We start from the raw sequence: 26,173 nt of genomic DNA, 5'->3' as shown, positions 1-26,173 counted from the left end.
TCGCTCAGCTAACATCTGAGCTATTTCGTCTTGTAAATCAGAGTTTAGACTATCGCACCTGGGGTGCGATAGTCTAAACTCCAGTTACTTACCAGTGAGTCAGAAAAATACGAACTAGCTCAACTCAATCTGATCGCAGGTCAGAGAGCAAAAGCAGCAACTGCCTATGAGTCTGCTGTTAAATATTTAAATGTGGGTTTGGGACTTCTAGCCTCAGATAGCTGGGAGAGTCAGTATGACCTGACGTTAACTCTTCATTTGGAAGCAGCAGAAGCTGAATACTTAAACACCAAATTTGAGCGATCGCAACAGTTGTCTGATGTCATTTTGAAACAGGCGAAAACACTCCTAGAAAAAGTCAAGGTGTACGAGCTGAAAATTCAGGTGGAGTTCTCTAAAAATCGGATAAATTCGGTCATAGATATCGGAATCGAGGTTTTGGAAATGCTTGGTGTGAGCCTGGAGCAAGAACCTCCTCAAGAACTGATGATTGAGGATTTAGCTGACTTGCCGCCAATGACAGCTCCCGATAAACTTGCGGCTATGCGGATATTAATGAGTATCGTGGTAGCGGCTTATCTTGGAAATCCGGATCTGCTTCCGCGCATTCTTTTTACGATGATAACTTTGTCGAGCGCGTATGGAAATTCTGCCGAATCCGGTTTCGCTTATGTTTGGTATGGTGTGCTTTTGTGTGGGGCAATGGGAGATATAGAGTCTGGATATCGATTTGGCAAACTAGCCTTTCCTTTATTGGAAAAATTTGAGGTTAATACACTTAAAGCAAAGTTAATTTGTATATTTTACGTACTTATCAACCACTGGAAAGATCCAATTATGGAAACCCAAGAACCTTTTATTGATGGCATTCAAAGTGGTTTGGAAGTAGGAGACATAGAATATGCTTGTCACAATGCTATGAGTTACTGCTATTTCATATTTTTCAGTGGGCAGGAACTGGAAAAAGTCGAGCTAGCTCAGGCTAAATATGCTGCTATGACTATCCAATACAAGCAGGAGTACGATATTGGTGGGGTAAAAATTTACCAGCAGATTGTTAAGAATTTACTCGGTAAAGCACCGGATAAATTACGTTTAATAGGCGATAGTTTTAATGAAGAAGAAATGCTCCCAGTTATCAAAGAGGCTAACAATAATACGTTATTGTTTTTTTACTATACGGCTAAAACAGTTCTCCTTTATTCATTTAAAGATTATGAAGGAACAGTAGCAAACGCCAAGTTATCAGCAGAATATGCCAGCTTCGGGGTGGGAACAATCCAGAGTGCCGTCTACATTTTATACGATTCTCTTGCCCTACTAGCACTGTATTCAGAAGCACAACCAAGTCAGAAAGAACAATACCTAAGTCAAGTTGCAGGGAATCAAGAAAAAATGAAGACTTGGGCGTTTCATGCGCCGTGCAATTTCCAGCATAAGTATGACTTGGTAGAAGCAGAAAAAGCGCGGGTTTTGGGGGAAAATGAGAAAGCGATGGATTGTTACGAACGAGCAATTAAAGGAGCCGCAGAGCAGGGATATATTCAGGAAGAAGCGTTAGCAAATGAACTGGCAGCAGAGTTTCACCTGTCGTTGGGCAGAGAGAAAATTGCTAAGACTTATATGACGGATGCCTACTATGGCTATATCCGTTGGGGTGCGAAAGCTAAAGTCGAAGATTTGGAGGAAAGGTACCCGCAATTAATTATGCGATCGCCTTTGGCGCTGCGCTCCGTGCAATCGCCCGTCGCAGAAACTCCCCCCAGCTTCGAGCAGCCCTATGGGCATACGCTTCGCGATCTGACTATGACAATTGCCTCTTTAACTACCACGGATAGTCAGACGCAATTTCTGGATTTGGCAACAGTAATAAAAGCATCGCAGGCTATTTCCGGTGAAATTGTTCTGCCTAACTTGCTTGACAAGTTGATGAAAATTTTGATAGAAAATGCAGGGGCTGAAACTGGTGTGCTTATCTTGTCAAAAGAGGGACAATTCTTCATAGAAGCAGCGGGGACTAAAGATGAAGTGCGAGTCCTCCAATCTATCCCTGTTTCAACTTCTGGGCAGATACCTGTTTCGGTACTTAATTATGTGGCAAGAACTCAAAAAGATGCGATCTTAAACGATGCTAGCCGCGAGGAAATTTTTAAGACCGACCCCTACATCACGCAACGCAAACCAAAGTCGATCCTGTGTGCGCCGATCGTTTATCAAGGTAAACTCACTTCTATTCTTTACTTAGAAAACAATCTAGTTGCTGGTGCGTTTACAGCCAAGCGGGTGGAAGTTTTGCGACTATTATCGGCGCAGGCTGCGATCGCCCTAGAAAATGCCCAACTCTATCACACTTTAGAACTTAAAGTAGAAGAGCGAACGCAGGAGTTAAAGGAAAAAAATGTAGATTTGCAAAAAGCAGAAGAAGCGGCGCGATCGGCCAACCGTGCCAAAAGCGAATTTTTGGCAAATATGAGCCACGAACTTCGCACACCGCTCAACGGCATATTGGGTTACGTACAAATTCTCAACCGAGATAAAACTTTAAGCGATAAACAAAAAGATAGTCTCGGCATCGTTCACCAGTGTGGGGAACACTTACTAACCTTAATCAACGACATTTTAGACCTTTCTAAAATTGAAGCCCGGAAAATGGAACTCAACCCAAGTGATTTTCGTTTTCCAGAATTTCTCGAAAGCATTGCCGAAATCTGCCGTATCCGTGCCGATCAAAAAGGTATCTCGCTGATTTACGAACCCCTGACTAAACTTCCTGTAGGCGTCCGCGCTGATGAAAAAAGATTGCGGCAAGTTTTAATTAACTTACTCGGCAATGCAGTCAAGTTTACCGAAAATGGTGGCGTCGCTTTCAAAGTGGGCTATTACGAGGGCAAGATGCGGTTTCAGGTAGAAGATACTGGCGTCGGTATGGCACCAGAACAATTAGACGAAATATTTCAGCCGTTCAAGCAAGTGGGGGACTACAAGCGCAAGATTGAAGGTACGGGATTAGGATTGCCAATTAGCCGCCAATTAGTTCAGATGATGGGCGGTGAAATTAAGGTGAAGAGTACCTTGGGCAAAGGAAGCGTTTTCTACTTCGATTTGGATTTACCTGAAGTCAGAGAATTGAGTGATGCGCTCAAGTTTAATTTGCAAACGATCGTCGGTTTCAAAGGCGCTAAACGAAAAGTTATGGTGGTGGACGATAGGTGGGAAAATCGAGCTATTTTAGTCGGTTTGCTTCAACCTTTAGGATTTGAAATTGAGGAGGCAACAGACGGTCAAGACTGCCTTGATAAAGCCGCTTCCTTTAAACCAGATTTGATTTTGACAGACTTGGTGATGCCCATTATGGATGGCTTTGAGGCTACTAGGCGAATTCGCAACTCTCCTGAATTTGCAGGTGTAGTTGTGATTGCTACTTCAGCTAGTGCTTTTGATTTGGAGCAGCAGAAAAGTATGGATGCAGGTTGCGATGCTTTTATACCCAAGCCAGTGCGTGCGGAGGAGCTTTTAGAAAAGTTACGGAATCATTTGGGGCTGGAATGGATATACGAGGAAACCAGTGGCGAGAAGCCAGAAGCAAAAGAGCAAAGTTCTGACTCTTCTTCAACTCAAAACTCAAAACTCAAAACTCAAAACTCTCTTGTGGCTCCGCCTCAAGAAGAAATTGCTACTCTATTCGAGTTAGCTATGATGGGCGACCTGAGAAGCATTCAGGAAAAAGCTGTAAAACTGGAGGAATTAGACAGTAAATACTTACCTTTTGCAACGGAACTGCGCCAATTAGCCAAAGGCTTTCAGGTCAAACAAATTCGGGAATTTCTCAAAAAATATAGAGGAAGCAACAAATGAGCGTTCAAAAACTAGAGAAAGGGATTATTTTAATTGTAGATGACACGCCAACCAATTTAAGCGTGCTGTTCGATATGTTGACAGCTTCTGGATTCAAAGTGTTTGTGGCGGAGGATGGCGAAGATGCGATCGAACAGCTAGAATATTGCCCGCCCGATCTCATTTTGTTGGATGTGATTATGCCGGGAATAGATGGGTTTGAAACTTGCCGCCGCTTGAAAGCGAATGAGTCAACTAAAGAGATTCCCGTAATTTTTATGACGGCGCTTTCCGATACTGAGGATAAAGTTAAAGGTTTGAATCTGGGCGCTGTGGATTACATTACTAAGCCATTCCAGCATGAAGAGGTATTAGCCCGTGTCAGCATTCACTTGAACTTACGGAATTTGGCCAAGCAACTGCAAGAGCAAAATGTTGTTTTGCAACAGGAAATTCAACAGCGTACAGAAGCAGAACAAGCGCTTTTGAACCTGACATCGGAATTAGAAAGGCGAGTGGAGAAACGTACTGCTGAACTTGCACAATCCAATCAGTTGCTGAGCAAATTCAATCGACAGTTGAAACTAGAAATTGAAGAGCGTCGGCAAGCAGAGGCGGCATTGCAGCAATCGGAAGCTAAATTGCGAAACCAAGCCCAATTTCTCGAACAAGCTTTGCGGGAATTACAGCAAACTCAGACGCAACTTGTACAGAGTGAAAAACTGTCTTCTCTGGGGCAGTTGGTTGCTGGTGTAGCTCACGAAATTAACAATCCCGTCAACTTTATTTACGGTAATCTCACCCACGCGCATGAGTATACCCAAGGCTTGCTAAAGCTCTTGAATCTCTACCAGCAGAAATTTCCCGATCCTGGGTCTGAAATTATTGAGGAGCTGGAGGCGATCGACTTGGAATTTTTGGCTGAAGACTTGCCGAAATTGCTTTGTTCGATGCAGGTGGGAGCGGAGCGCATTCGCCAGATTGTGCTGTCGCTGCGGAATTTCTCCCGCTTAGATGAATCGGATATGAAGCAGGTGGATGTTCATGATGGCATAGAAAGTACGCTACTGATTTTGCACAATCGGCTGAAAGCTAGGTCAGACCGTCCGGCTATTCAAGTAATTAAAGAATACTGTCCGCTCCCTCTTGTGGAGTGTTATGCGGGTCAACTGAACCAGGTGTTTATGAATTTGGTGGCTAATGCTATTGATGCCATTGAAGAGTCATTTACCATTAATCATTTGTCGTTAATAAACGATAAAAGACCAACAATAAGAGAGCAAGGACAAATTCGGATTCAGACCGAAATCATAAATCGCGATTTTATTAGGGTGACAATTGCTGATAATGGCCCTGGGATGACGGATGAAGTCCGCTTAAAGATTTTTGACCCCTTCTTTACAACAAAGCCAATCGGTAAAGGTACTGGTATTGGGTTATCAATCAGCTACCAAATTGTGGTGGAGAAACACGGTGGACAACTGAAGTGTGTTTCGGTACCAGGACAGGGGACGGAGTTTGCGATCGAAATTCCCATTCGCCAGCCAAATCAGCAAAATCCCTTGCTTCAGCAAGCTTGAAGTTAGAATTGTGCTTTCTATGACCGCAGAGTTCAAATTAACGTCGATATGTTCAAATTAAAGCTATTTTTTGTGCGATCGCCTGTTTTTACAAGTTTTTACTCAAGTTCGTCATTTTTAAGTAGAATGATGGTTTTCTTGTCCAATACTTAAGTTTTTTTAAAAGGCAATAATATTTTTTATTTTTCTGTCATTCTAAATACTAGAGCAATTTTTTAGGTCACTGAGATTTTTAAATTCTGCTAATATAAAAATATATCAACTATCTGCGACCATAACAGAAATGAGCATTACTATACCAGGTTATAAACTCAGCAATATCATTCATGAAGGTGTCAATACAGTTATTTATCGGGCGATAAAAAAACCGGAAGAAACACCTGCGATCGTCAAATTGCTCAAATCTGAATATCCTACACTTGAAGAAATAACTCGCTTAAGACATGAGTATAAAATCCTGCAACCGCTGGAGATAGAAGGAATTGTCAAAGTTTACTCCTTGGAAAACTATGGCAACGGATTGGCAATGATATTGGAAGATTTTGGCGGAGAATCCCTAAAAAAAATCCTGACAACGCAAAAAGTACCATTGATAGAATTTTTTAACATCGCTATTCAGATCGTATCAACCATAGCCGATCTACACAAAAACAAAGTAATTCATAAAGATATTAAACCGCATAATATTCTAGTTAACCAGGAGAACGGACAAGTCAAACTTATAGATTTTAGCATTTCATCGCGCCTATCCAGACAAAATCAGACCGTCAGTAACCCAAGACAACTTGAAGGCACGCTCGCCTATATGTCACCAGAGCAAACTGGTAGGATGAACAGGTCGATCGACTATCGCAGCGACTTCTACTCTTTAGGCGTCACATTTTATGAAATGCTAACAGGTCAGCTGCCATTTAATACAGCAGACATTCTGGAACTCATTCACTGCCATATCGCGCAGATACCCGTAGCCCCCGATCGGGTAAATCCAGAAATTCCAAGGGTAGTTTCTGACATCGTGATGAAACTCTTGTCCAAAACTGCTGAAGAGAGATATCAAAATGCGCTGGGACTAAAAGCCGATTTAGAAAAATGTCTGACTCAGCTACAGACAAGCGGACAGATTAAAAACTTCATTCCCGCTCAACTAGATTTACACAGCCAATTCCTCATCCCGCAAAAACTTTACGGGCGCGATCGCGAAGTGCGAACCCTGCTAGACGCCTTTGAAAGAGTGAGTTGCGGTAGCACCGAAATCATGCTCGTTTCTGGTTATTCAGGCATTGGAAAAACGAGCGTTATCAATGAAATTCAGAAACCAATTGTGCAGCAACGGGGTTACTTTATCTCCGGCAAATTCGACCAGTTCAAACGCAATATTCCATATTATTCGTTGGTGCAAGCTTTCCAAGATTTGCTGAAGCAACTCTTAACTGAATCAGAGGAAATTTTGGCGAGTTGGAAAGAAAAACTCTTAACCGCCTTGGGAGATCGAGGTAGAGTCATTATTAATGTTATTCCCGAACTTGAGTTAATTATCGGGTCTCAGCCCAATGTTCCCGAAGTGGGGCTAAATGAATCCCAAAACCGTTTTAATCGGGTTTTTAAACAATTTGTTAACGTATTCGCCACCAAAGAACACCCGCTGGTTGTATTTTTGGATGACTTGCAATGGGCAGATTCTGCTTCTTTAAAGTTAATTAATTTGCTCGTAACTGATTCGGAGAGTGAATATTTGTTAATGATAGGAGCGTATCGAGATAACGAAGTCAGTTCGACGCATCCTTTAATGTTAACTTTAGAAGAAATAGAAAAAACGAGTGCGATCGTCAATCAGATTATTTTGGGGCCTTTGGATTTTAGCAACGTCAAGGAATTAGCGAGCGAAACTATTCGCGATCGAACAGAGCGTTCCCAGCCTCTTTGTGAGTTACTTTTCAATAAAACTCAAGGTAATCCTTTCTTCTTAACCCAGCTGCTACAAACCCTCTATGCCGAAAAGCTATTGACATTTGACTTCAGTGCTGATATGTGGCGGTGGGATATAGGGCATATTCAAGCGATCGGCATCACGGATTTAAATGTAGTCGAACTGATTGCTAGAAATATCCAAAAACTGTCACCAGAAGCGCAACAGGTTTTAAAATTAGCGGCTTGCATTGGCAACCGATTTAATTTAGACGTGCTGGCTGTCGTCAATGAAAAAAATCAGTCAGAAACGGCTACGGATTTGTGGGAAGCGCTTCAGGCAGGTTTAATTCTGCCTCTTTCTGAAGCTTATAAGATTCCGCTTGTATTTGACTTCTCCTCAGTAGCCAGCGGTTTTGAACAACTGGCAGATGACAAGCGATCGCTGACAATTTCCTACAAGTTTTTGCACGACCGGGTGCAGCAAGCAGCTTACTCTCTCATCCCAGAACCCGATAAAAAAGCTACCCACCTAAAAATCGGCGAACTGCTGCTAAAAAATACACCAGCAGACGAGATAGAAGAAAATATCTTCGATATTGTTAACCAACTGAATGTTGGGGTTGAATCCATTACTGACCGGGAGCAAAAAGATGAGCTAGCAAAATTAAATTCGATCGCCGGAAAGAAAGCAAAGGCTGCAACCGCTTATCAACCTGCTGTGGTTTATCTAAACGTAGGGCTGAGACTCCTCGCGCAAGATAGCTGGAAGAGTCAGTATGACCTGACGTTGGCTATTTATGTGGAAGCGACGCAAGCCGAGTACCTCAATCTCAACTTCGAGCGGGCGAAAAATCTTTCCGATATTGTTCTGGAAAACGCCAAAAACCTGCTGGAAAAAGTTCAGGTTTACGAGCTACTCATCGATTTTTATACTTCTGTAAATAAACTCCGAGAAGGGTTGGATATGGCGCTATCAGTTTTAAAAATGCTGGGAGTGTCTTTGCCCGCAAACCCCACCAAACTGATGATTTCCTATGAACTGGCTAGGACAAGTTTGGCAACTGGAGGAAGAAAGCGGATTGAGAAGCTAGCAAACCTGCCAGAAATGACGGATGCTTATAAAATCGCGGCAATGCGTATTTTATTAAAGATTTTTGTTTGTACTTATAATGTGGCTCCCAATTTATTGCCACTGATTACATTCAAAATGATCGAGCTTTGTATTAAGTATGGAAATTCTCCATCTTCTCCTCACGCTTATAGCACTTACGGCATGATTTTGTGTGGGGCGGGAAACATCGATTCTGGATATCAATTCGGTCAACTAGCTGTTAAACTTTTGGCTCAAATGAACGCCCGCTCCCTCAAGCCGCAAGTCTATATGCTAGTTAATACGATGATCTCACACTGGAAAGATCATCTTCGGGAAACAATAGAACCTTTAGCGGAAGGAGCTCAAAGTGGGCTGGAAGTTGGCAGTCTTGAATGGGCTAGTATTAATGCGATACACTATTGCACTCACTTGTTTTTTGTCGGGGAACCTCTCGAACTTGTATCTAAAAAACAGGAGCCATATCTTGAAATTGCAGTTAAGCTTAAACATGAATTGGCGATTCCTTACGGACAAGTATCTCGGCAATTGGTTTTACATTTAATCGGAAATCCAGCAGATAAATGCAAACTGAAAGGTCAGGTATTCGATGAAGAAGAAATGCTGCCTTATTTGCAAGAAAATAAAATTACGGCGACGCTTTTCTTTGTTTATCTTGCCAAAAGTTTAATATGCTATTTGTTTGGAGAATACTCTCTATCTATTGAATACGCTAAGGCAGCAGAAACATACGAAGCAAGTGTGCCTGGATTGATAGTAGTTGCCCAAAATAACTTCTACTATTCTTTAGCACTCCTAGCTTTGTATATGCAAAGTGAAAAAAGCCAACAAAAACAATATTTGAGCCAGTTGGAAGTGAACCAAAAAAGGATGAAGAAATGGGCGTTTGATTCTCCAGTTAACTTCAAGCATAAATACGAGTTGGTGGAAGCAGAGAAGGCGCGAGTTTTAGGACAAAATGTGAAGGCGATCGCGCTTTACGATCGAGCGATTAAAGGAGCCAAAGAACAAGGATACATTCAGGAAGAAGCCTTGGCAAATGAACGAGCAGCAGAATTTTATTTTTCGCGTGGGCAAGAGAAGATTGCTAAAACATACCTGATTGATGCTTACTATGGCTATATTCGCTGGGGAGCAAAGGCTAAAGTAAAAGATTTGGAATCCAGATATCCTGAAATACTTTTTTATATGGTCAAGCGAGAAACTTCCTATGTCGATCTAACTCCCGCAACCTTCACGACGACTGCGGCTGATTCGCAAGTCCTGGACTTAGCCACTGTGATGAAAGCATATCAAGCTCTTTCTAGCGAAATAGTCTTAAGCAAATTGCTGACTAAATTGATGAAAATGACAATTGAAAATGCAGGGGCGCAGACGGGATTTCTCATTTTAGAAAAAGAAGGAAAGTTGCTCATAGAAGCCCAAGGACAGGTAGATAAAAATGATGTCATTCTGGGCCAATCAATACCTGTAGATACGAGCGATCGGCTACCAATTTCTGTGATTAACTATGTATCGAGAACCCTGGAAAATGTTGTACTAAGCGATGCGAGTCAGTCGGGAAGTTTTACGGCGGATAGCTATATAGTCAAACAAAAACCTAAATCAATATTGTGTGCGACGATTGTGCATCAAGGAAAACTTATCGGCATCGTTTATTTGGAAAATAATCTAACTGCGGGTGCATTTACAAATGAACGTTTAAATGTATTGCAACTGTTATCCTCTCAAGCAGCAATTTCCATTGAAAATGCTCGTCTATATGCTGATTTGGAAGCAGCCAAAGCTACTTTGGAAGTGAAAGTACAAGAGCGAACGCTAGAGTTGCAGGAAAAAAATGTGCAGCTGCAACAAGAGATTTGCGATCGCCAAAAAGCCGAAGAAGCCGCAAAAGCTGCCAGCCTTGCGAAAAGCGAATTTCTTGCTAATATGAGCCACGAGCTCAGAACGCCGCTTAATGGCATCTTGGGTTATACACAAATCCTCAAGCGAGAACAAAACTTAAACGATGAACAAAAAGACGACCTCAACATTATTTCTAAGTGCGGCGAACACCTCTTGGCTCTAATCAACGATATTTTAGACCTCTCCAAGATCGAAGCTCGGAAAATGGAACTCTACTTCAGTAATTTTCATTTTCCGCAATTTTTGGAAAACATAGCCGAAATCTGCCGTATTCGTGCCGAACAAAAGGGAATTTCTCTACTTTACGAACCCCTTAGCCCCCTACCGGTGGGTATCCGCGCAGATGAGAAACGCTTGCGGCAAGTTTTGATGAACTTACTCGGTAATGCTGTCAAATTTACCGAAAAAGGCGGCGTCACCTTCAAAGTGGGAATAATAGGGAAGGGGCTATCGGTAATGGGAAATGGAGAAAATACCGACTCGTTAGCGATGGCCAATTACGAATCACCAATTACCAAAATTCGATTTCAGGTTGAAGATAGCGGAATAGGTATGGCACCGGAGCAATTAGAAGAGATATTTTTGCCATTCCATCAGGTAGGCGATCGCGATCGCAAAGTAGAAGGAACTGGGTTGGGTCTGGCAATTAGCCGCCAATTTGTCCAAATGATGGGCGGGGACATTAAAGTAAAAAGCAGCTTGGGTGAAGGGAGCGTGTTCTACTTCGATCTAGATTTGCCAGAAGTTTCCGAATGGTCTAACGCTAGCCAAGGAGAGGAAGGAAATATCATAGGTTTTAAAGGAGCGAAACGGAAAATTTTAGTGGCGGACGACAAGACGGAAAATCGTTTGATTCTGGTCAAGATGCTTGCGCCTTTAGGATTTGAAATTGTGGAAGCGATCGACGGTCAGGACTGTTTGAATAAGGCGCATGAAATTCAACCTGATTGTATATTGATGGACTTGATGATGCCTGCACTTAGCGGCTTGGAAGTTACCCGTCGGCTCAGGAAGTTATCGGATTTTAAAGTAGTGGTGATTGCCACTTCAGCCAGCGTTTTTGATTTTGATATACAAAAAAGTTTTCAGGCAGGTTGTAACGATTTTCTACCCAAACCAATACGGATCGACCAGCTTTTAGAAAAGTTGCGAGTTCACTTGGGCCTTGAATGGGTTTATGAAGAAAGTAAAAGTGAAAATAATAGTCAGCAGGCTGGGAGAGGCACACCGTTTGGGAACGGCGTAGCCTCACAGCAATCAATTGTTGCTCCGTCGGCTCCAGAAATTGCTATCTTATTGGATTTCGCGATGATGGGGGATCTTAGAGGCATCATTGAGCAGTGCGATCGTCTAGATCGAATCGATAAGCAATGGCTGTCATTCACCAGCCACCTGCGCCAATTGGCCAAAAATTTTGAAGAAAAGAAAATTCTGGAATTTGTCAACCAGTATAGGGGGAAAAATGAACGGCTACCCGAATGAAAAAGGCATTATTTTAATAGTAGACGACACCCCGACAAATTTAGGAGTGTTGTTTGATTTATTAGCCGATTCTGGCTTTAAAGTATTGGTAGCTCAAGACGGAGAAAGTGCGATTCAAAAGGTAGAATATGCACGGCCAGACCTGATACTTTTAGATGTGCTAATGCCAGGTATAGATGGGTTTGAAACTTGTTGCCGCCTGAAAGCTTCTCAGTCCACAAAAGACATTCCAGTAATCTTTATGACGGCACTTACCGAGACAGTGGATAAGGTCAAAGGTTTGCGCCTTGGTGCGGTGGATTACATTACAAAACCGTTTCAACATGAAGAAGTTTTAGCTCGCGTTACAACGCACTTGAGCATTTGCGACTTGACGAAAAAACTGCAAGAAAAAAACTTGCGTCTGCAAGAAGAAATTCAAGAGCGTGCCTTAGCTGAAGAAGCGCTGCGGCAGAGTGAGAAACGCTTCCGGACGATAGTCGATACAGCTCAAGAGGGTATTTGGTTGTTAGATGCCCAAGCTAATACCATTTATGTCAACCAAAGAATCAGCGAAATGCTCGGCTATACCATAGAAGAAATCCTGGGTCGTTCTTGGTTCGATTTTATGGATAACCTCGCTCGTATTGAAGCAGTCCAGAAATTTGAACGACGCCTACAAGAAATTAATCAGCGGCACGATTTGCGGTTCCTCCGGAAAGACGGTTCGGAAATTTGGACAATTGTTTCTAGCAGTCCGATGGGTATTAATAACGGGGAATTTATCGGTGCTATCAATATGCTCACCGATATTACCGAACGCAAACTTTCAGAACAAAAAATTCGCGAACAAGCTGCCCTTCTAGACATTACTAAAGATGCTGTTATTGTGCGGGATTTGCAAAATAAAATTTTATTTTGGAATAAAGGTGCCGAACAGATATACGGTTGGACGCAAGAAAAAGTTATTGGCAAGGATGTGCATGAAATTTTGGACAAGGAAACTTCACCTCAAATTATAGAAATTCAGAATATATTTGCCCAAAAAGGTGAATGGCATGGCGAATTGAACCAAGTCACCAAAGGCGGTCACGATATTATTGTCGAAAGCTGTTGGACTCTAGTACGCGATGACAAACAGCAACCTAAATCAGTCCTTGTTGTCAACACTAACATCACTGAGAAAAAACAATTTGAAAAGCAGTTTCTTCGCGCTCAGCGCATGGAGAGTCTGGGCACGCTTGCTGGCGGCATTGCCCATGACTTCAATAATGTACTCACACCAATCATGATGGCAATTCAACTTTTACAGATAAAAATTAAAGACAAGCAGGGTCAAGAGTGGCTTAACACGCTGGAAATCAACGTTAAACGTGCGGCTGATTTAGTAAAGCAAGTTTTATCGTTTGCACGAGGCTGCGAAGGTAAGCGTACACTTATGGAAGTAACGCACCTACTTTTAGAAACGGAGCAGATTATCAAAAATACATTTCCTAAATCTATTGAAGTTAATGTAAACATATCGCCAGAACTCTGGTGTGTGGCTGGAGATCCAACTCAACTACACCAAGTTTTGGTCAATCTTTGTGTCAATGCTCGCGATGCTATGCCAGAAGGGGGGACTTTGACGATTTCAGCCGAAAATATTTTCATTGATGAAAACTTTGCCCGTATGAATATTGAAGCTAAGGTTGGTTCTTATATTGCGATCGCAGTTTCTGATACCGGATTTGGCATTTCAAATAAAATCTTAGAAAGAATTTTCGATCCATTTTTTACAACCAAAGATTTGGGGAAAGGTTCGGGGCTCGGTCTGGCAACAGTTAGCGGCATTGTTAAGGGACATGGCGGTTTTATAGAGGTATTCAGTGAAGTTAAAAAAGGTACCAAATTTAATGTTTATTTACCTGCAACAGACACAACCATCAAAGATTTTACAAAAGAAAAACAACGTCGTTCCCAAGTGCCTGTTGGACATGGAGAAGTTGTGCTTGTGGTTGATGATGAAGATGCCATTCGCGAAATTACCAAAATATCCTTAGAGAGCCATCACTACAAAGTTATGAGTGCTTGCGATGGTATTGAAGCGATCGCGCTGTATGCACAACATAAAGAAGAAATCGATATTGTATTGGTAGATATGATGATGCCCTCTATGGATGGTTCAACTACCATCCGCACGCTCCAAAAAATAAATCCACAAGTCAAAATTTTAGCCGTCAGCGGACTCTTGCCGAACCATCAAATAACTGCTCTCCTTGGCAATAGCGTGAAAATATTTTTGCCAAAGCCCTATACGTCAGAGCAATTATTAGAAAAAATTCATACCCTGATTTGCACAAATTAAATAAGTGAGGTAAAATTAGTTAAATTATACGGTCAAATAATTTTAGGAATTTGGACAAAAAAGGTACTAAATAATGGAAATAAAAAATGAAAATAATATTATTTTAATAGTAGATGACACCCCTACTAATTTAGGAGTGCTTTTCGATTTGTTGGCAAAGTCCAACTTTAAAGTGTTAGTGGCGCAAGATGGTGAAAGTGCTATCCAAAAGGTTGAATATGCGCTGCCGGATCTGATTCTCTTGGATGTGCTAATGCCGGGAATAGATGGATTTGAAACTTGCCGTCGCCTGAAAAATAACGAATCAACAAGAGACATTCCCATAATTTTTATGACAGCCCTTACCGAGACGATCGATAAAGTCCAAGGATTGAATCTCGGTGCAGTAGATTACATTACCAAGCCGTTTCAACATGAAGAGGTATTAGCTCGTGTTAGAACTCACCTAAACATTCGGAACTTGACTAAAAAACTCCAAGACCAAAATGTGCGTCTGCAACAGGAGATCGAACACCGTGTCTTAGCAGAGGAAATGCTTTTAAACTTCACAGTTGAATTAGAAAGACGGGTGGAGGAACGGACTGCTGAACTTTCCGAAACTAATCAACAGCTGAAACAGGAGATTCAAGAGCGTCGTTCAACAGAGGCGGCATTGCAGCAATCAGAAGCACAACTGCGAACTCAAGCTCAACAGCTAGAACAAGCCTTTCGCGAACTGCAACAGACTCAGACTCAACTTATTCAGAGCGAAAAAATGTCCAGTCTCGGTCAGCTTGTGGCTGGTGTCGCTCACGAAATTAACAATCCCGTCAGCTTCATTTACGGCAATCTCGAACACGCCAAAAACTATACTCAAGATCTACTCTATCTCCTCAGTTTATATGCTAAGCACTATCCGTCGCCAGTAGAGGAAATTCAGGAGCAGATTGAGGAAATTGAGCTAGAGTTTTTGATGGAAGACCTGCCCAAATTGCTGGCTTCGATGAAGATTGGATCGGAACGTATCCGCGAAATTGTCCTGTCGCTTCGTAAGTTTTCTCGCTTGGATGAAGCAGACAAGAAACCAGTCAACATTCATGAGGGAATTGAGAATACCCTTATGATTTTGGAGAGTCGCATCAGGGAGATGGTAGGCAATACCAGTCTTAAGCTGATCAAAGAGTACGGAGACTTACCGCTCGTCGAGTGTTATGCTGGGCAACTCAACCAAGTATTTATGAATATCATTGCCAACGCCCTTGATGCTCTCAAGGAATACGATTATCATCGATCTGTGGCCGATGTTATCGAGAATCCCAGCACGATTCACATTCATACAAAATTGATTGACCCTGAGCGAGTGTCGATTCGGATTTCTGACAACGGCCCCGGCATGACAGAAGAGGTATGCCGTAGGTTGTTTGACCCTTTTTTTACTACTAAACCTATTGGTTCTGGCACAGGATTGGGGTTATCTATTAGCTACCAAATTGTGGTGCAAAAACATAGTGGCGTTCTAAAATGTGTTTCCGCTCTCGGACAAGGAACAGAGTTCATCATTGAGATTCCTGTGCGGCAGTGCGCTCAGAAATCGCCTTTGCTTAAATGCGTCTGAAGTTCTAGTTGGGAATTTCCACTGGTTGAAGTCCGCTGACAGTAAGACTAGAACTGCTATGCAAACACAATATATTCATGGAAACAATGTCACCAAAAATGTTTTCAGCATTTTGGAAATAGTTGTTTGGGTTATATAAAGGAGTTATATGCCAATACATTTTGTAGCCCAAAGAATGAAGATATGAGAGCAAAGAAAGTGCTTTTTCTAAGCGATCGTTCTCCACATAGAGAATGGGCTTTAACCTATTAATAGTGTTGACCGCTCCTTGCAAAACTTGCAATTCCATCCCTTCAACGTCTAACTTAATCAGGCGACAGTAGGGCAAGTTTAAGCTGTCTACAGTTATCACCTGAACTAACTCGCCTTCAATATGACTGCCAAGCTCTATACCGCCAAAATTATTCGCTCTGTTATAATCGAGTACAGGCACTTTGACGGAGCCGATCGCATCGCCAAGAGCGACATTGTAACAGTAAGTATTAGTTATGCTATTAAGCGCTAAGTTGGCGCAGAGATTTTGAAAAATAATGCGTTGCGGTTCAAAAGCCATCACTGTTCCCTGCGCCCCAACAGCTTCGGCAAAAAATACAGTATGAACCCCAATATTTGCCCCTATATCTAATACCAAATTTCCGGGCTGTACGAATTGTTTAAATAGAACGATTTCACCTTCGCAGTACTCGCCATAGAGGTCTAGAGACCTGCCAATATAGGTATCATTTATGTTGTAAAGAAAAACGCCGTGACGGCATTTCTTTAAACGGTTGAAACCATCGACAGGAAGTAGAGTTTTTTCCTCGTAGCTAATTGTCTGTGTGAGTTTGTCTTGAGTGAGTTTGTCGGTAATTGCACTTGACTGGGATTTTGCGATCGCGTTTTCTAACGCCACAGCTACTCGTTCAAATACTTCTGCCCAATCTCCCGATCGCAACTGGCGGAACAGGCGCATAGTGGGATACCAGGGGGTATCTTCGCGATCGAGCATCCATCGCCAGTCAGGTACTTTTGCCAGCACCAGCCATAATGGTTTTCCCAACGCTCCTGCCAAATGCGCTACCGACGTATCTACACTGATAACCAGATCTAGTTGCGCTACAGCAGCGGCGGTATCTGCAAAATCATGGAATTTTTCGCTTAAATCCTGTACTTTTTCCCCTATGCCTAATTCGGACAATTCGGCAGTTTTTGCACCTTTTTGCAAACTGTAAAAGGCAATTTGTGGAATATTTAATATAGATAAGAAATTGCTCAATGAACAAGAACGGTAGCGATCGTTTTTATTAGCGGCATTCCCTGCCCAAACTATTCCTACTTTTAGTAGCATTCCGGGCGGTACTTCGAGTGTAAAAGGATATGGTTGAGGAGGTAAAAGGTAGGGAATTTGGGCGGGAATTGTTTCTAAAGTAGTACCCAAAATATGGGGTAAACTCATAAACGGGGCATGAACGTCAAACTCAACTTGCGTCCCCATAGTTACTAACTGTTCGATACCAGCGACGGTGTTAAACAATCGTCGCTGCGATTCGTAACACATGACAATGACACGCCCGCCGCGTTGTGCCACAAGGGGAGCGTAGCGGATAAACTGAATACCGTCACCAAATCCTTGTTCGCAAACAAGCAAAATTTTTCGTCCTTGCAAATCAGATCCATCCCAGAGGAGGGATTGGGGTAAATGGAGGCGGATGAATTCTTTTATTTGCCAGCGCCACTCTGTTTCGGCAAATCCGTTTTTGAAGTCGCCAGTATATAGTAAAGTTACACCCAAGTTTTCATGAGCTTCTGGAAAGTTGGGCTTAAGAGTTAAAGCTTGACGCAGGAGGATTTGAGCTTCTGCTATCTTACCCTGAATTATAAATACTTTGCCCAGGTTGTTGTAGGCATTTGGATAGTTGGGATTGAGGGCAAGTGCTTGCTGGTAATATGCGATCGCGTCTTCTAATTTTCCTTGTTCCTCAAATGCGTTACCCAGGTTGTTGTGTACTTCAGCATTGTTGGGATTTAAGGTAAGCGCTTTTTGGTAGTAAGAAATCGCCTCTTCTAATTTTTCCTGTTCTTGGAAAGCATAACCCAAATTATTGTATGCTTCGGCGTAATTGGGATTTAAGTTAATAGCTTTTTGGTAAGATGCGATCGCCTCTTCTAAATTTCCCTGTTCCTGAAGCGCGTTACCCAGATTGTTATACGCTTCGGCATCTTTCGGATTTAAGACAATCGCTTTTTGGTAAGATGCGATCGCCTCTTCTAACTTCCCTTGTTTCCCAAGCGCAACGCCTAAGTTGTAGTGCGCGTTTGCATCGTCGGGATTTAAGGAAATCACCTGCTGATAAGATGCGATCGCCTCTTCTAACTTATCGATAATATTATAAAGATTTGCCAGATTGTAGTGCGCTTCGATATATTTGGGGTTTAAGGTTACAGCTTGCTGGTAAGATGCGATCGCTTCTGCTAAATTACCTTCATCTGCCAGTGCATTACCCAAATTATTGTAAGCTTCGGCATTATGGGGATTTAAGTTTATCGCCTGCTGGAAGGATGCGATCGCATCAGCTAAGTGGTCATTGGTCATTGCTCATTGGTGGTTAATTATTAATCATTAGTCATCGCCTCCAAAAGAATCTCAAAAGGCAGGCAAGATGCCTACCCCACAAGAATTTTTGGAGATGTCTATTAGTTATCGGTCATTGGTTTTTAAGCGCTCGACCGATAACCAATTACCCATTCTGATATTTTACCAGCAATTGCGGAATGTAATCGTACCCATCTACCCCAATGATGGGAATAATCTGAGCGCGATATTGCTTCAGTGCATTCTCAAAAGCTTCCGTTCCTATCTGTCCTCGCAAAATCGTCATTAATCCAGCCGCTTGACGCCACTGCGGAGAATTTATCTGTTCCAAAAGATACATCCCTAAACTACCCATCAAGATCGCTTTTTCTATTTGTTGTAAATTGTAATTAGCTTCAGCCAAATAACTTAAATTTAACCCCTGAAGATACAAATCTCCCGACATTTGGGCAGCTTGCCATCCAGTTTCTAAATAGGGAATGGCCGCTTGCGGTTGAGATAAAATAATATAGGCAATGCCGAGACTGCTGCCACAAAGAGCCTTACTTTGCTGCAACACAGATTCTGTTCCGTAGCTATCTCCCAATCGTTCCGATAACTGCAATCCTTGTTGCAGATAATTAATAGCCATTTCGTAAACTTCCGGTTCTACCCTTTCCAATTGTTGCGCTTGCAGCACTTCGCTGTAACCCAAATTTGCTAAGGCGTTGGCTTCTCCAATCCGCTCTCCCGTTTGACGACTTAATATTAATGCCCGTTGACTGTAATTGATGGCTTCTGTATAATTTTTCTGAGCAACGCAGATGCGGCTGATGTGATTGAGATTGGCAATTTCACAAGGAACATCTGCCGCAGTGCGGGCTATTTCTAAAGCTTGTTGATGAAAATTATGCGCTTGTTGATATTGTCCGACGGCAGCTATTGAATAGCCAATTAATGTTAAAATACGAGCTTTTTCTTGAGTGCCTTCAACTCTTCGCAGCGGTTCGTCCAGGTAATTGAGGGCAGAGCGAAGAAAGTCGCCGCTGAAGGAAGCAAAGATACCGCCGTAAAGGGGAAAGTATTTTTGTTGAGCGAAAGCGCGGAGAATTTGTAGGGTGATTTGAAAACAGCCGTTAGTTAGGCGATCGCGAGAATTTGATTGAAAACCATTAGCTAACAGCGACCAAATTACGGCAAAAGTCAAGAATGTGGAAATCGACAGTTTTGCTCCAACTTTAGGATCGTAAATTAATTTGTCAAACCAATTTACTAATCCTCTTTGCAAGCACTGTAAAATCACAGCAAGTTGGACAAATTCATTTAATTCTAGGTGTTGCTTTGCTGCCAATTCTGTAATAGAATGATTAAGTGCTAAAGTTTGAAATAGCGCTTTGGGAAACGGACTATTTACTTGAGAAGCCCATAGCGCCCAAGGCCCACGCTGTTCCGGTGCGCCTTCAAATCCCAGCATTGGACGACTTTGGTCATAAATCCAACTAACAAGATGTTCTTGCAATCTTTGCCAAGATTGCAAACCTTCTGTTAAGCCTTCTGATAATTGTTGAAGTTCTCGCGTTGTATCGGGTTCAGAAATTGTTTGAGCTTGTTGTAACAGAGCTTTTGCTAACTGCTGGATTTGGTCTAAGTTTAACGCCTGAGCTTGATTGGGGTCGATCGCCTGCAACAAAGCTTGCAATCTGTTGTTAGTTTCCGCGTTGGCGATCGCATTCGTAGCTGCTGCAATCACACTGGAAACTCGATTTTCCCTCTGATATCGTTCCCATTCTGCCTGAATAGTTTGCATCGCTCTCAAGCTGCGGGTTGCTTTGGCTTGCTTGAGTTCATCCTTATTATTGTCGATTTCCGATTGGGTGGCGCTGATGCGATCGCTCAAAGCTTGCTCGAAAATTTCCCCCGTACCCGCACTGACACCTTGCGCCAGCATTTGATAAACCTGCTGTTTCGATCGAATTTTGCCCTTGAGGGTAGTTTGCACAATTTCATCGATCAGGGAAAAGTAGCGATCTCGTAAAGATGGTGAGTCTGACATAAGCTGGTGCGATCTGTTATTGCACTAAGATAGCGTAGAAAGGTCATACAATGGAAATATTGAGGTGAAATAATTTAAATGCACGGTTCACCAACTAATCCAAAAACAGCAATATCTACACCCAAACTATACGAAACCGATTTCTATAGTTGGACGCAAGAACAAGCATTGCTACTTCGCAATCAGCAATGGCATCAACTAGATTTGTTAAATTTAATCGAGGAGATTGAATCTTTGGGTAGAAAAGAACGGCAAGAACTGCGAAATCGCTTGAGCGTATTAATTGCACATTTGCTGAAATGGGAGTACCAAGCACAACGCCGCAGTCGCAGTTGGCTGGCAACAATTCGGGTGCAACGTCGCGATACGTTACGGTTATTAAAAGATAACCCCAGCTTAAAGCCTTACCTGGAAGAAATATTGCCGGAAGCTTATGAGGATGGCAGAGATTTAGCAATGGGAGAAACTGACTTACCAAAGTCAACTTTTCCGTCCGAGTGTGCGTATACTTTAATTGAGATTCTGGATGAGCAATTTTACCCTGGCGAACCGAGTGAGTTAGATGAATAAACTTTTAGTTATTTTTAAGCTATTTTTTGAATGGTGCGATCGCATTTTTGCCACAGCTTATTTTAATAATTTCAACTATAAAGATTGTGGTCTGGGTCTAGCCAGACAATATAAAAAACATTTTCGCTAAAAAATCCATGTACTCTGCCATATTCATTCGCAGATATTTGAAACTGGTAGGGTATATTTACTAGCTGGTCTTCATTAGGAATACCGAAGCCATTAGGCTCGGTTGTATCTTGCCAGTTTATGATATGACAGCGCAGACTTTTACTTTGATTGTTAATAACTTCTTCAGCCTTTAACTGTGATAAATCGCGCAGCCTTCTCAAGAGAGATGCCAGATACTTAGCATCTCGATCGCTAATTGAAAATTTATTTTTATCCTGCTGATAATACCTGAAAGAAAAACTAATTCCTTCCGGTATTTTTATCTCGGCGACATCTCTTCCGGCTGAAGATGGCTGACTGCGGAGTTCTGTGTCTTGTCTTTTTTTATTCTTCTTCTTCGATGACACGGTTTTTGTAAAAATCTCTCATTAATTCCTTAGTAATAATAACATGAGAAGGTTCATCTTTTGGCAACCCACCTCTAGCCTTAATCCAAGGATCTTCGCGACGCACCATCAATTCTAACTCATAAGCGTCTCGAAAGAAATAATCGTCAAACAAGTCGTCTAAAAACTTTTGTACATCTTCTGGAAACTCTGGTTTTTCCACTTCTTTCAGAATTGGTTTAAAACCAAATTGTTCTTTGTATTCGTAAAATAAAGCCGGGATAGTCGGCCCATGCACCCAAGCTTCAAAATCCTCCTCAAAAAGGGGTTTATCTTCAAATGCCAGATACCATGCTTGGGCATAGTACAAGAGTTTTTGTAGCTTTTGGTTGCTGAGATAGGAGCCTACGTCATTAGCAAACCAGATGAAGTAATCAACAAGTTTGGAGAGTGTTGTTACTGGAGCTATTGTTGTCATATAAAAAGGGGTAAATAAGTTTGATATTTTTTATGATAGCACAGAGCGATCGCTCTCTGGAAATCGATTACTTATAGATTTGTTTTATAAAAAGTAAGGGCTATTTCAAAATTAATTTGTGGAATATTTTAGTTGAAACCATTGATATACTGCCTCAGCACAGGTGGTAGAGTATAAAAACTTCCTTGTTGTTCTATCAAACAGCGCCGCGATAAAGATTGCAGTGCGTTTAATAAATCTGACGGTGGAATGCTGCCATTTTCTAACAATTTTGCCAAGGTCACTCCATCGCTTTCTTTCGCCAACAAAGAAAGAAATTGTTTTTCGATTTCCGATAGGCGGCTCAACTGCTGCTCTAAAACATCTTTCAAATCTTCGGGCAACAATATAGTATCATTTGGTAATAACTCAGTTACGCATCCCCCCAACTCTTGCATCAAATTGGCGACGCTTTTTAACCACAACGGATTGCCTTGGTAGCGGTGAATCAGTGCTTCGCATTCTTCTAAACCATATTCTCTCAGTATTTCCCGTCCTGCTGCGATATCTAAACCTTTGAGTTGTAAAGTACGAATAAAATTATTTTGGCTTTTAACTTGAGGAAATTCTCGCGGTTGTTCCCAACCTATTAACATCAAGCAAGTTTGATGAGATAATGTTTCTATCTGTTTGAAAAAAGAGCGATATTCTTCGTATCCAAGTTTATATTTGCCTGCTAATTCACCGCGAATAAAAAGGTTATGAATATTATCTAATACTACTAAACAACGATGCTTTTGCAAATACTTAATTAGCGGTAATAACTTCTGGTTAGTTGCAGGTGAATCTTGCTTTTCTGACTGGGAGAAAAAATCTATCAATTTAGCTTCAAATTCAGCTAAAGTAGGCGATGCGTCGAGACTGCACCAAATTACATACTCAAATTCATCTTTTATCTGTTGAACGAGTTGCGCTGCTAATGCAGTTTTGCCGATACCGCAGATACCAGTAAGTGCGATTAAACGACTGCGTTGTTGCAAAATCCAGGTTTTGAGGGTGTCGAGTTCGAGAGTGCGATCGTAAAAAGCACCCAAATCCGGCATTTCGCTTAAATCGTGATGCGATGCTTTAGTTTGTTTCGAGTTAGCTGTTTCCTGATTATGTGTGTATGAGTTTGGTATATCTGGCGGGTGTCTAGCTTCTGCACAGAGGTTAAAATTACCTATGGCTACAACGTCTTGTGCAAAGTTTGAAGAATTAGAGACTTGATACCTCTTCATTGCCGATCGAAAATTCGATTTATGAATATCTTCCCCTAATTCTTCTGAAAGTATTTGCCATAACTTTGAGCCAACATCCCTGACATAACTCTCATTACAGTGACTCTCCTCGGCAATTTTCGTGTATTTCTCACCTTGCATAGTTCCCCGTAGAATTGCCTCTTGCAAGTCATCAAGATGCTGACCCGTTTTGGCAAACACCAGATCGTCAGCCATTTTCAACACTTCCTTAAGATTCATGCAGCATCGTAGATGTCGTCATTTTCCGTATTATACCTAACTTTTTCCAACATTTTCTGGCATTTACCAACATTTTTTAATCACCGAGTTTGAGTGGCAGACAAAATTGCCAGCAAAATTGAACATTTTTTAGCTGGACAAACATTTGATTTGTTCAAGATACTGGAAGAAGTATTAAAGGATAAACTTAAGGATTAAACGCTTGCTGTTTTATCCCCTGTAAGAGTGTGTCGGACTACATTTACAGTCTAATTACAAGTTAGGCGGCTCCCTTTCGATTATTCATTACTGCTCAATTTAGTTGCTGAATAAAAAGGATGCGTATGAAATCAGTTTGTATTGGCACAAAGCTGGCTATTTTACTTAGCTGCTTTACAATCGGTACTTTAGGCATCACTTCTGATGCTAACAGTCAAGCCTTAAGACGTATAAGTTTAGAAACTTTTCACGGAAAATGTATTCATGTGAAAGGTAGTAGCTCACAGGAGTGGAGGCAAGACAGACAGCCTTTATGGACATGGGATTGCCAAAATACAGATGAGTTCCTATTCTCGCTTATACCCGCTCGGAATGGCTACTACAAATTGAGAACTTTCCACGGAAAATGTATTCATGTGAAAGGTAGCAGTTCAGAGGAGTGGACACAAGACAGACAGCCTTTATGGACGTGGAGTTGCCAAGATACAGATGAGTTCCTCTTTAAGTTTGAACCAGCTGGTTCTGGATATTACAAAATGAAAACTTTTCATGGAAAATGTATTCATGTGCAAGGTAGTAACTCCGATGATTGGCAAAGAAATAGACAGCCCCTATTGACATGGAATTGCCAAGATACAGATGAGTTCTTATTTAGATTGGTTCAGAAGTAAGGGAATAACTTTTGCTTCCTTAAGTTAACTGAGTACGATCGCCTTTCCTTGTAGCTTAGTTTAACGCAAGTAAACCCAACCTCTTTTTCCCCTCACAATCTTATCTATTTCCAGTATAAGAATGCGATGATTGGCAGGAGAGCGATCGCACTTTTTTTTGGTAGTGCGATCGCTATTTTCACCCAATACCTCATTCAAATTACCTCACAGCAAACTCCGTGAATTGTCGAACATAAGGCGAGCGAAATCCCAAGACAATATCTGTTTTTGGGACACCCATTTCTGCCAATTCATTAGCAATTCCTTCTTCCGTAAAATCTCGCTGAATCCAAATTTTGCCATCTTGAATATCGACATGAATTGGACACCCATGCTGTCGTTCTTCATCTCGCCATCCCACATAAAGTAACAAATAGCGATCGCGTTCCGTATCAAAAACAATGTAAGCCTTATTTGCATCTGCTTTCGATTGCTCGCTTGCGTGTTTCTCTATGACTTTTTTAACTAATTGACGATAATCTAATTTTTCCATAGCACTATCTCCTGTTTCCGAACATGAAAGACCAGCAACTTAATTTGATATCGTTGAATCACTTCTTGCACAAATGAATCATTAAAAAAATCTTGATAAATATCTGTTGGTATAGCTAAATATAGTATCCGTTCTGGTTCCAGTTTATCTAGCGCTACCTGATAGTTCAGAAATTGACCGACAGCCGTATGAAATTCCGAGATTGCCGATAGACCAATAAAACTTTTTACTTCTACAGCTATTTTTTGATTCCCCTTTTCTGCCGACAATAACTTTTGCGCTCCCAAATCCACCTTCATTGTAACTTCCTGACTGGGTTGTAAAAAAAGTGGCTCATTGGTAATTGTCCATCCATCTTTCTCCAAAGCCGATCGCACTGTATTGTGAAAGATATCTTTAGCGGACATAATTAAATACTGCGCTGGATAAGTTTTTTTATTATACCGCAAAGCAAAGATGTTTACAATGTTTTCTTCCGTGCGTGGGACTCGATCGCTTGCTTGAATTTTAAGTCAGCCGCTACGAAACTCATAAGGTAAGCAATATCCACCCTGTTTAGCCGTTAGATATGATAAAATAGTTCGTAAAAATCACTGTCGCGATCGGAACTTACCTTATGCAAACAATCCTTCTCAGCCGTGAAGAAGTGGCGAAACGTGCAAAACAATTGTACGAAAATAGCATCCGTCAACAAGTGGAAGTGGATGAGAACATCGGCAAAATGGTCATCATCGACTTTGAATCAGGAGACTACGAAGTAGATGAAACTGGCTTAAAAGCAGCACGCAAACTTAGCAAAAAACATCCAAATGCTCGTCTTTTTGGCATTCGCATTGGATACAATGTAGCTGTATCATTCGGTGGTGTTATGGAGCGTGTTTACAAGTGATTTCTGGCATCGTGACTGATAGACACGCAACCGTCACATTGACATTTATCGTCCCCAACGGCTCAACTATACCGATCGAATTTGTCATCGATACAGGATTTACTGGACATCTTTGCTTGCCCCCAGAAGCGGTTTCATTATTGAGGTTCCCTTTCATATACGATCTCCCCGCAAACTTAGCAGACAACAGCGAGGTTTTATTGCCAGTCCATGAAGCAGTTGTGATATGGAATGGAGAAGAAAGAGAAGTTCGGGTACTTGCGACAGGGCGAAGACCTTTACTGGGAACTGCGTTGCTAGAGGAACATGAACTTGTAGTACAGTTCACTGAAGGCGGTCTGGTAACAATTGAAGAGTTGTAATAGCCATTAGTGCGATCTCCCTTCCTTTTAGCTTAGTTTAAACCAAGGAAACCCAACATCTATTTCCAATCACAATCTTATCTATTTCCAGCATAACAATGTGATGATTGGAAGGAGAGCGATCGCACCCCTA

Annotated in this window: 17 protein-coding genes; 9 read left to right on the top strand and 8 right to left on the bottom strand. The window is 41.7% G+C overall.

The features are described 5' to 3' along the window. The first annotated feature begins 192 nt into the window (after positions 1–192). The 5 genes from H6G03_RS10580 (at position 193) to H6G03_RS10560 (ending at position 15,740) form a co-directional block, all read left to right on the top strand. Positions 193–3,855: an ATP-binding protein gene (locus tag H6G03_RS10580; protein WP_322111892.1), complete on the top strand. Its 3,663-nt coding sequence runs from the start codon at positions 193–195 to the stop codon at positions 3,853–3,855. After that, complete coding sequence (locus H6G03_RS10575; RefSeq protein ID WP_190464333.1) at positions 3,852–5,414, top strand: hybrid sensor histidine kinase/response regulator; 1,563 nt, start codon at positions 3,852–3,854, stop codon at positions 5,412–5,414. The genes H6G03_RS10580 and H6G03_RS10575 overlap by 4 nt, the downstream gene beginning before the upstream one ends. A gap of 283 nt (positions 5,415–5,697) precedes the next feature. Further along, complete coding sequence (locus tag H6G03_RS10570; protein ID WP_190464332.1) at positions 5,698–11,820, top strand: hybrid sensor histidine kinase/response regulator; 6,123 nt, start codon at positions 5,698–5,700, stop codon at positions 11,818–11,820. Continuing rightward, positions 11,801–14,146 carry a hybrid sensor histidine kinase/response regulator gene (locus H6G03_RS10565; protein ID WP_190464331.1) on the top strand — a complete coding sequence of 782 codons (2,346 nt, stop codon included), beginning with the start codon at positions 11,801–11,803 and terminating at the stop codon, positions 14,144–14,146. The genes H6G03_RS10570 and H6G03_RS10565 overlap by 20 nt, the downstream gene beginning before the upstream one ends. 73 nt (positions 14,147–14,219) lie before the next feature. Then, positions 14,220–15,740 (top strand): hybrid sensor histidine kinase/response regulator, encoded by a 1,521-nt coding sequence (locus H6G03_RS10560; RefSeq protein ID WP_190464330.1) that lies wholly within the window; start codon positions 14,220–14,222, stop codon positions 15,738–15,740. 4 nt (positions 15,741–15,744) lie between these two features. Here H6G03_RS10560 and H6G03_RS10555 read toward each other — a convergent pair whose 3' ends face one another. Next, on the bottom strand, positions 15,745–18,312 hold the full coding sequence (locus tag H6G03_RS10555; RefSeq protein WP_190464329.1) for an FkbM family methyltransferase: 2,568 nt from the start codon (positions 18,310–18,312) through the stop codon (positions 15,745–15,747). Between the two features lie 145 nt (positions 18,313–18,457). Beyond that, complete coding sequence (locus tag H6G03_RS10550) at positions 18,458–20,344, bottom strand: tetratricopeptide repeat protein (RefSeq protein WP_190464328.1); 1,887 nt, start codon at positions 20,342–20,344, stop codon at positions 18,458–18,460. Between the two features lie 78 nt (positions 20,345–20,422). Here H6G03_RS10550 and H6G03_RS10545 point away from each other — a divergent pair, with 78 nt between their 5' ends. Next, the gene (locus tag H6G03_RS10545; RefSeq protein ID WP_190464327.1) at positions 20,423–20,914 is read left to right on the top strand and encodes a DUF29 domain-containing protein; all 492 of its coding nucleotides are present in this window, start codon (positions 20,423–20,425) and stop codon (positions 20,912–20,914) included. Between the two features lie 71 nt (positions 20,915–20,985). Here the strand turns inward: H6G03_RS10545 and H6G03_RS10540 are convergent, their stop codons facing one another. From H6G03_RS10540 to H6G03_RS10530, 3 genes are all read right to left on the bottom strand, one after another. Continuing rightward, positions 20,986–21,432, bottom strand: a complete 447-nt coding sequence (locus tag H6G03_RS10540) for a hypothetical protein (protein WP_190464326.1) — start codon at positions 21,430–21,432, stop codon at positions 20,986–20,988. Beyond that, the gene (locus H6G03_RS10535) at positions 21,410–21,889 is read right to left on the bottom strand and encodes a Panacea domain-containing protein (protein ID WP_190464325.1); all 480 of its coding nucleotides are present in this window, start codon (positions 21,887–21,889) and stop codon (positions 21,410–21,412) included. The genes H6G03_RS10540 and H6G03_RS10535 overlap by 23 nt, the downstream gene beginning before the upstream one ends. 128 nt (positions 21,890–22,017) lie before the next feature. Beyond that, the gene (locus H6G03_RS10530) at positions 22,018–23,388 is read right to left on the bottom strand and encodes an NB-ARC domain-containing protein (RefSeq protein WP_190464324.1); all 1,371 of its coding nucleotides are present in this window, start codon (positions 23,386–23,388) and stop codon (positions 22,018–22,020) included. 323 nt (positions 23,389–23,711) lie between these two features. Here H6G03_RS10530 and H6G03_RS10525 point away from each other — a divergent pair, with 323 nt between their 5' ends. Continuing rightward, the gene (locus H6G03_RS10525; protein WP_190464323.1) at positions 23,712–24,257 is read left to right on the top strand and encodes an RICIN domain-containing protein; all 546 of its coding nucleotides are present in this window, start codon (positions 23,712–23,714) and stop codon (positions 24,255–24,257) included. 60 nt (positions 24,258–24,317) lie between these two features. Here H6G03_RS10525 and H6G03_RS10520 read toward each other — a convergent pair whose 3' ends face one another. From H6G03_RS10520 to H6G03_RS10510, 3 genes are read right to left on the bottom strand one after another with little or no spacing between them, the layout of a single operon-like run. Next, positions 24,318–24,455 carry a hypothetical protein gene (locus H6G03_RS10520; RefSeq protein ID WP_190464322.1) on the bottom strand — a complete coding sequence of 46 codons (138 nt, stop codon included), beginning with the start codon at positions 24,453–24,455 and terminating at the stop codon, positions 24,318–24,320. Position 24,456: 1 nt separating this feature from the next. Continuing rightward, positions 24,457–24,789 (bottom strand): XisI protein, encoded by a 333-nt coding sequence (locus H6G03_RS10515; RefSeq protein ID WP_190464321.1) that lies wholly within the window; start codon positions 24,787–24,789, stop codon positions 24,457–24,459. Continuing rightward, complete coding sequence (locus H6G03_RS10510) at positions 24,777–25,196, bottom strand: XisH family protein (RefSeq protein WP_190464320.1); 420 nt, start codon at positions 25,194–25,196, stop codon at positions 24,777–24,779. Before H6G03_RS10510 ends, H6G03_RS10515 begins: the two co-directional genes overlap by 13 nt. Before the next feature lie 209 nt (positions 25,197–25,405). Between H6G03_RS10510 and H6G03_RS10505 the strand changes: the two genes are divergently transcribed. Then, the gene (locus H6G03_RS10505) at positions 25,406–25,678 is read left to right on the top strand and encodes a hypothetical protein (protein WP_190464319.1); all 273 of its coding nucleotides are present in this window, start codon (positions 25,406–25,408) and stop codon (positions 25,676–25,678) included. After that, positions 25,675–26,040: a clan AA aspartic protease gene (locus tag H6G03_RS10500; RefSeq protein WP_190464318.1), complete on the top strand. Its 366-nt coding sequence runs from the start codon at positions 25,675–25,677 to the stop codon at positions 26,038–26,040. Before H6G03_RS10505 ends, H6G03_RS10500 begins: the two co-directional genes overlap by 4 nt. The last annotated feature ends 133 nt before the right edge of the window (positions 26,041–26,173 follow it).

The organism is Aerosakkonema funiforme FACHB-1375 (assembly GCF_014696265.1).
GTDB lineage: Bacteria > Cyanobacteriota > Cyanobacteriia > Cyanobacteriales > Aerosakkonemataceae > Aerosakkonema > Aerosakkonema funiforme_A.
This window is presented reverse-complemented; position numbering and strand designations above follow the sequence as displayed.

Coding starts and splice junctions, on each gene's coding strand:
- H6G03_RS10510 (WP_190464320.1), bottom strand. CDS start 25,196: ATGTCCGCTAAAGATATCTTTCACAATACAGTGCGATCGGCTTTGGAG.
- H6G03_RS10565 (WP_190464331.1), top strand. CDS start 11,801: ATGAACGGCTACCCGAATGAAAAAGGCATTATTTTAATAGTAGACGAC.
- H6G03_RS10515 (WP_190464321.1), bottom strand. CDS start 24,789: ATGGAAAAATTAGATTATCGTCAATTAGTTAAAAAAGTCATAGAGAAA.
- H6G03_RS10535 (WP_190464325.1), bottom strand. CDS start 21,889: ATGACAACAATAGCTCCAGTAACAACACTCTCCAAACTTGTTGATTAC.
- H6G03_RS10530 (WP_190464324.1), bottom strand. CDS start 23,388: ATGAATCTTAAGGAAGTGTTGAAAATGGCTGACGATCTGGTGTTTGCC.
- H6G03_RS10525 (WP_190464323.1), top strand. CDS start 23,712: ATGAAATCAGTTTGTATTGGCACAAAGCTGGCTATTTTACTTAGCTGC.
- H6G03_RS10560 (WP_190464330.1), top strand. CDS start 14,220: ATGGAAATAAAAAATGAAAATAATATTATTTTAATAGTAGATGACACC.
- H6G03_RS10545 (WP_190464327.1), top strand. CDS start 20,423: ATGCACGGTTCACCAACTAATCCAAAAACAGCAATATCTACACCCAAA.
- H6G03_RS10555 (WP_190464329.1), bottom strand. CDS start 18,312: ATGACCAATGACCACTTAGCTGATGCGATCGCATCCTTCCAGCAGGCG.
- H6G03_RS10550 (WP_190464328.1), bottom strand. CDS start 20,344: ATGTCAGACTCACCATCTTTACGAGATCGCTACTTTTCCCTGATCGAT.
- H6G03_RS10505 (WP_190464319.1), top strand. CDS start 25,406: ATGCAAACAATCCTTCTCAGCCGTGAAGAAGTGGCGAAACGTGCAAAA.
- H6G03_RS10570 (WP_190464332.1), top strand. CDS start 5,698: ATGAGCATTACTATACCAGGTTATAAACTCAGCAATATCATTCATGAA.
- H6G03_RS10575 (WP_190464333.1), top strand. CDS start 3,852: ATGAGCGTTCAAAAACTAGAGAAAGGGATTATTTTAATTGTAGATGAC.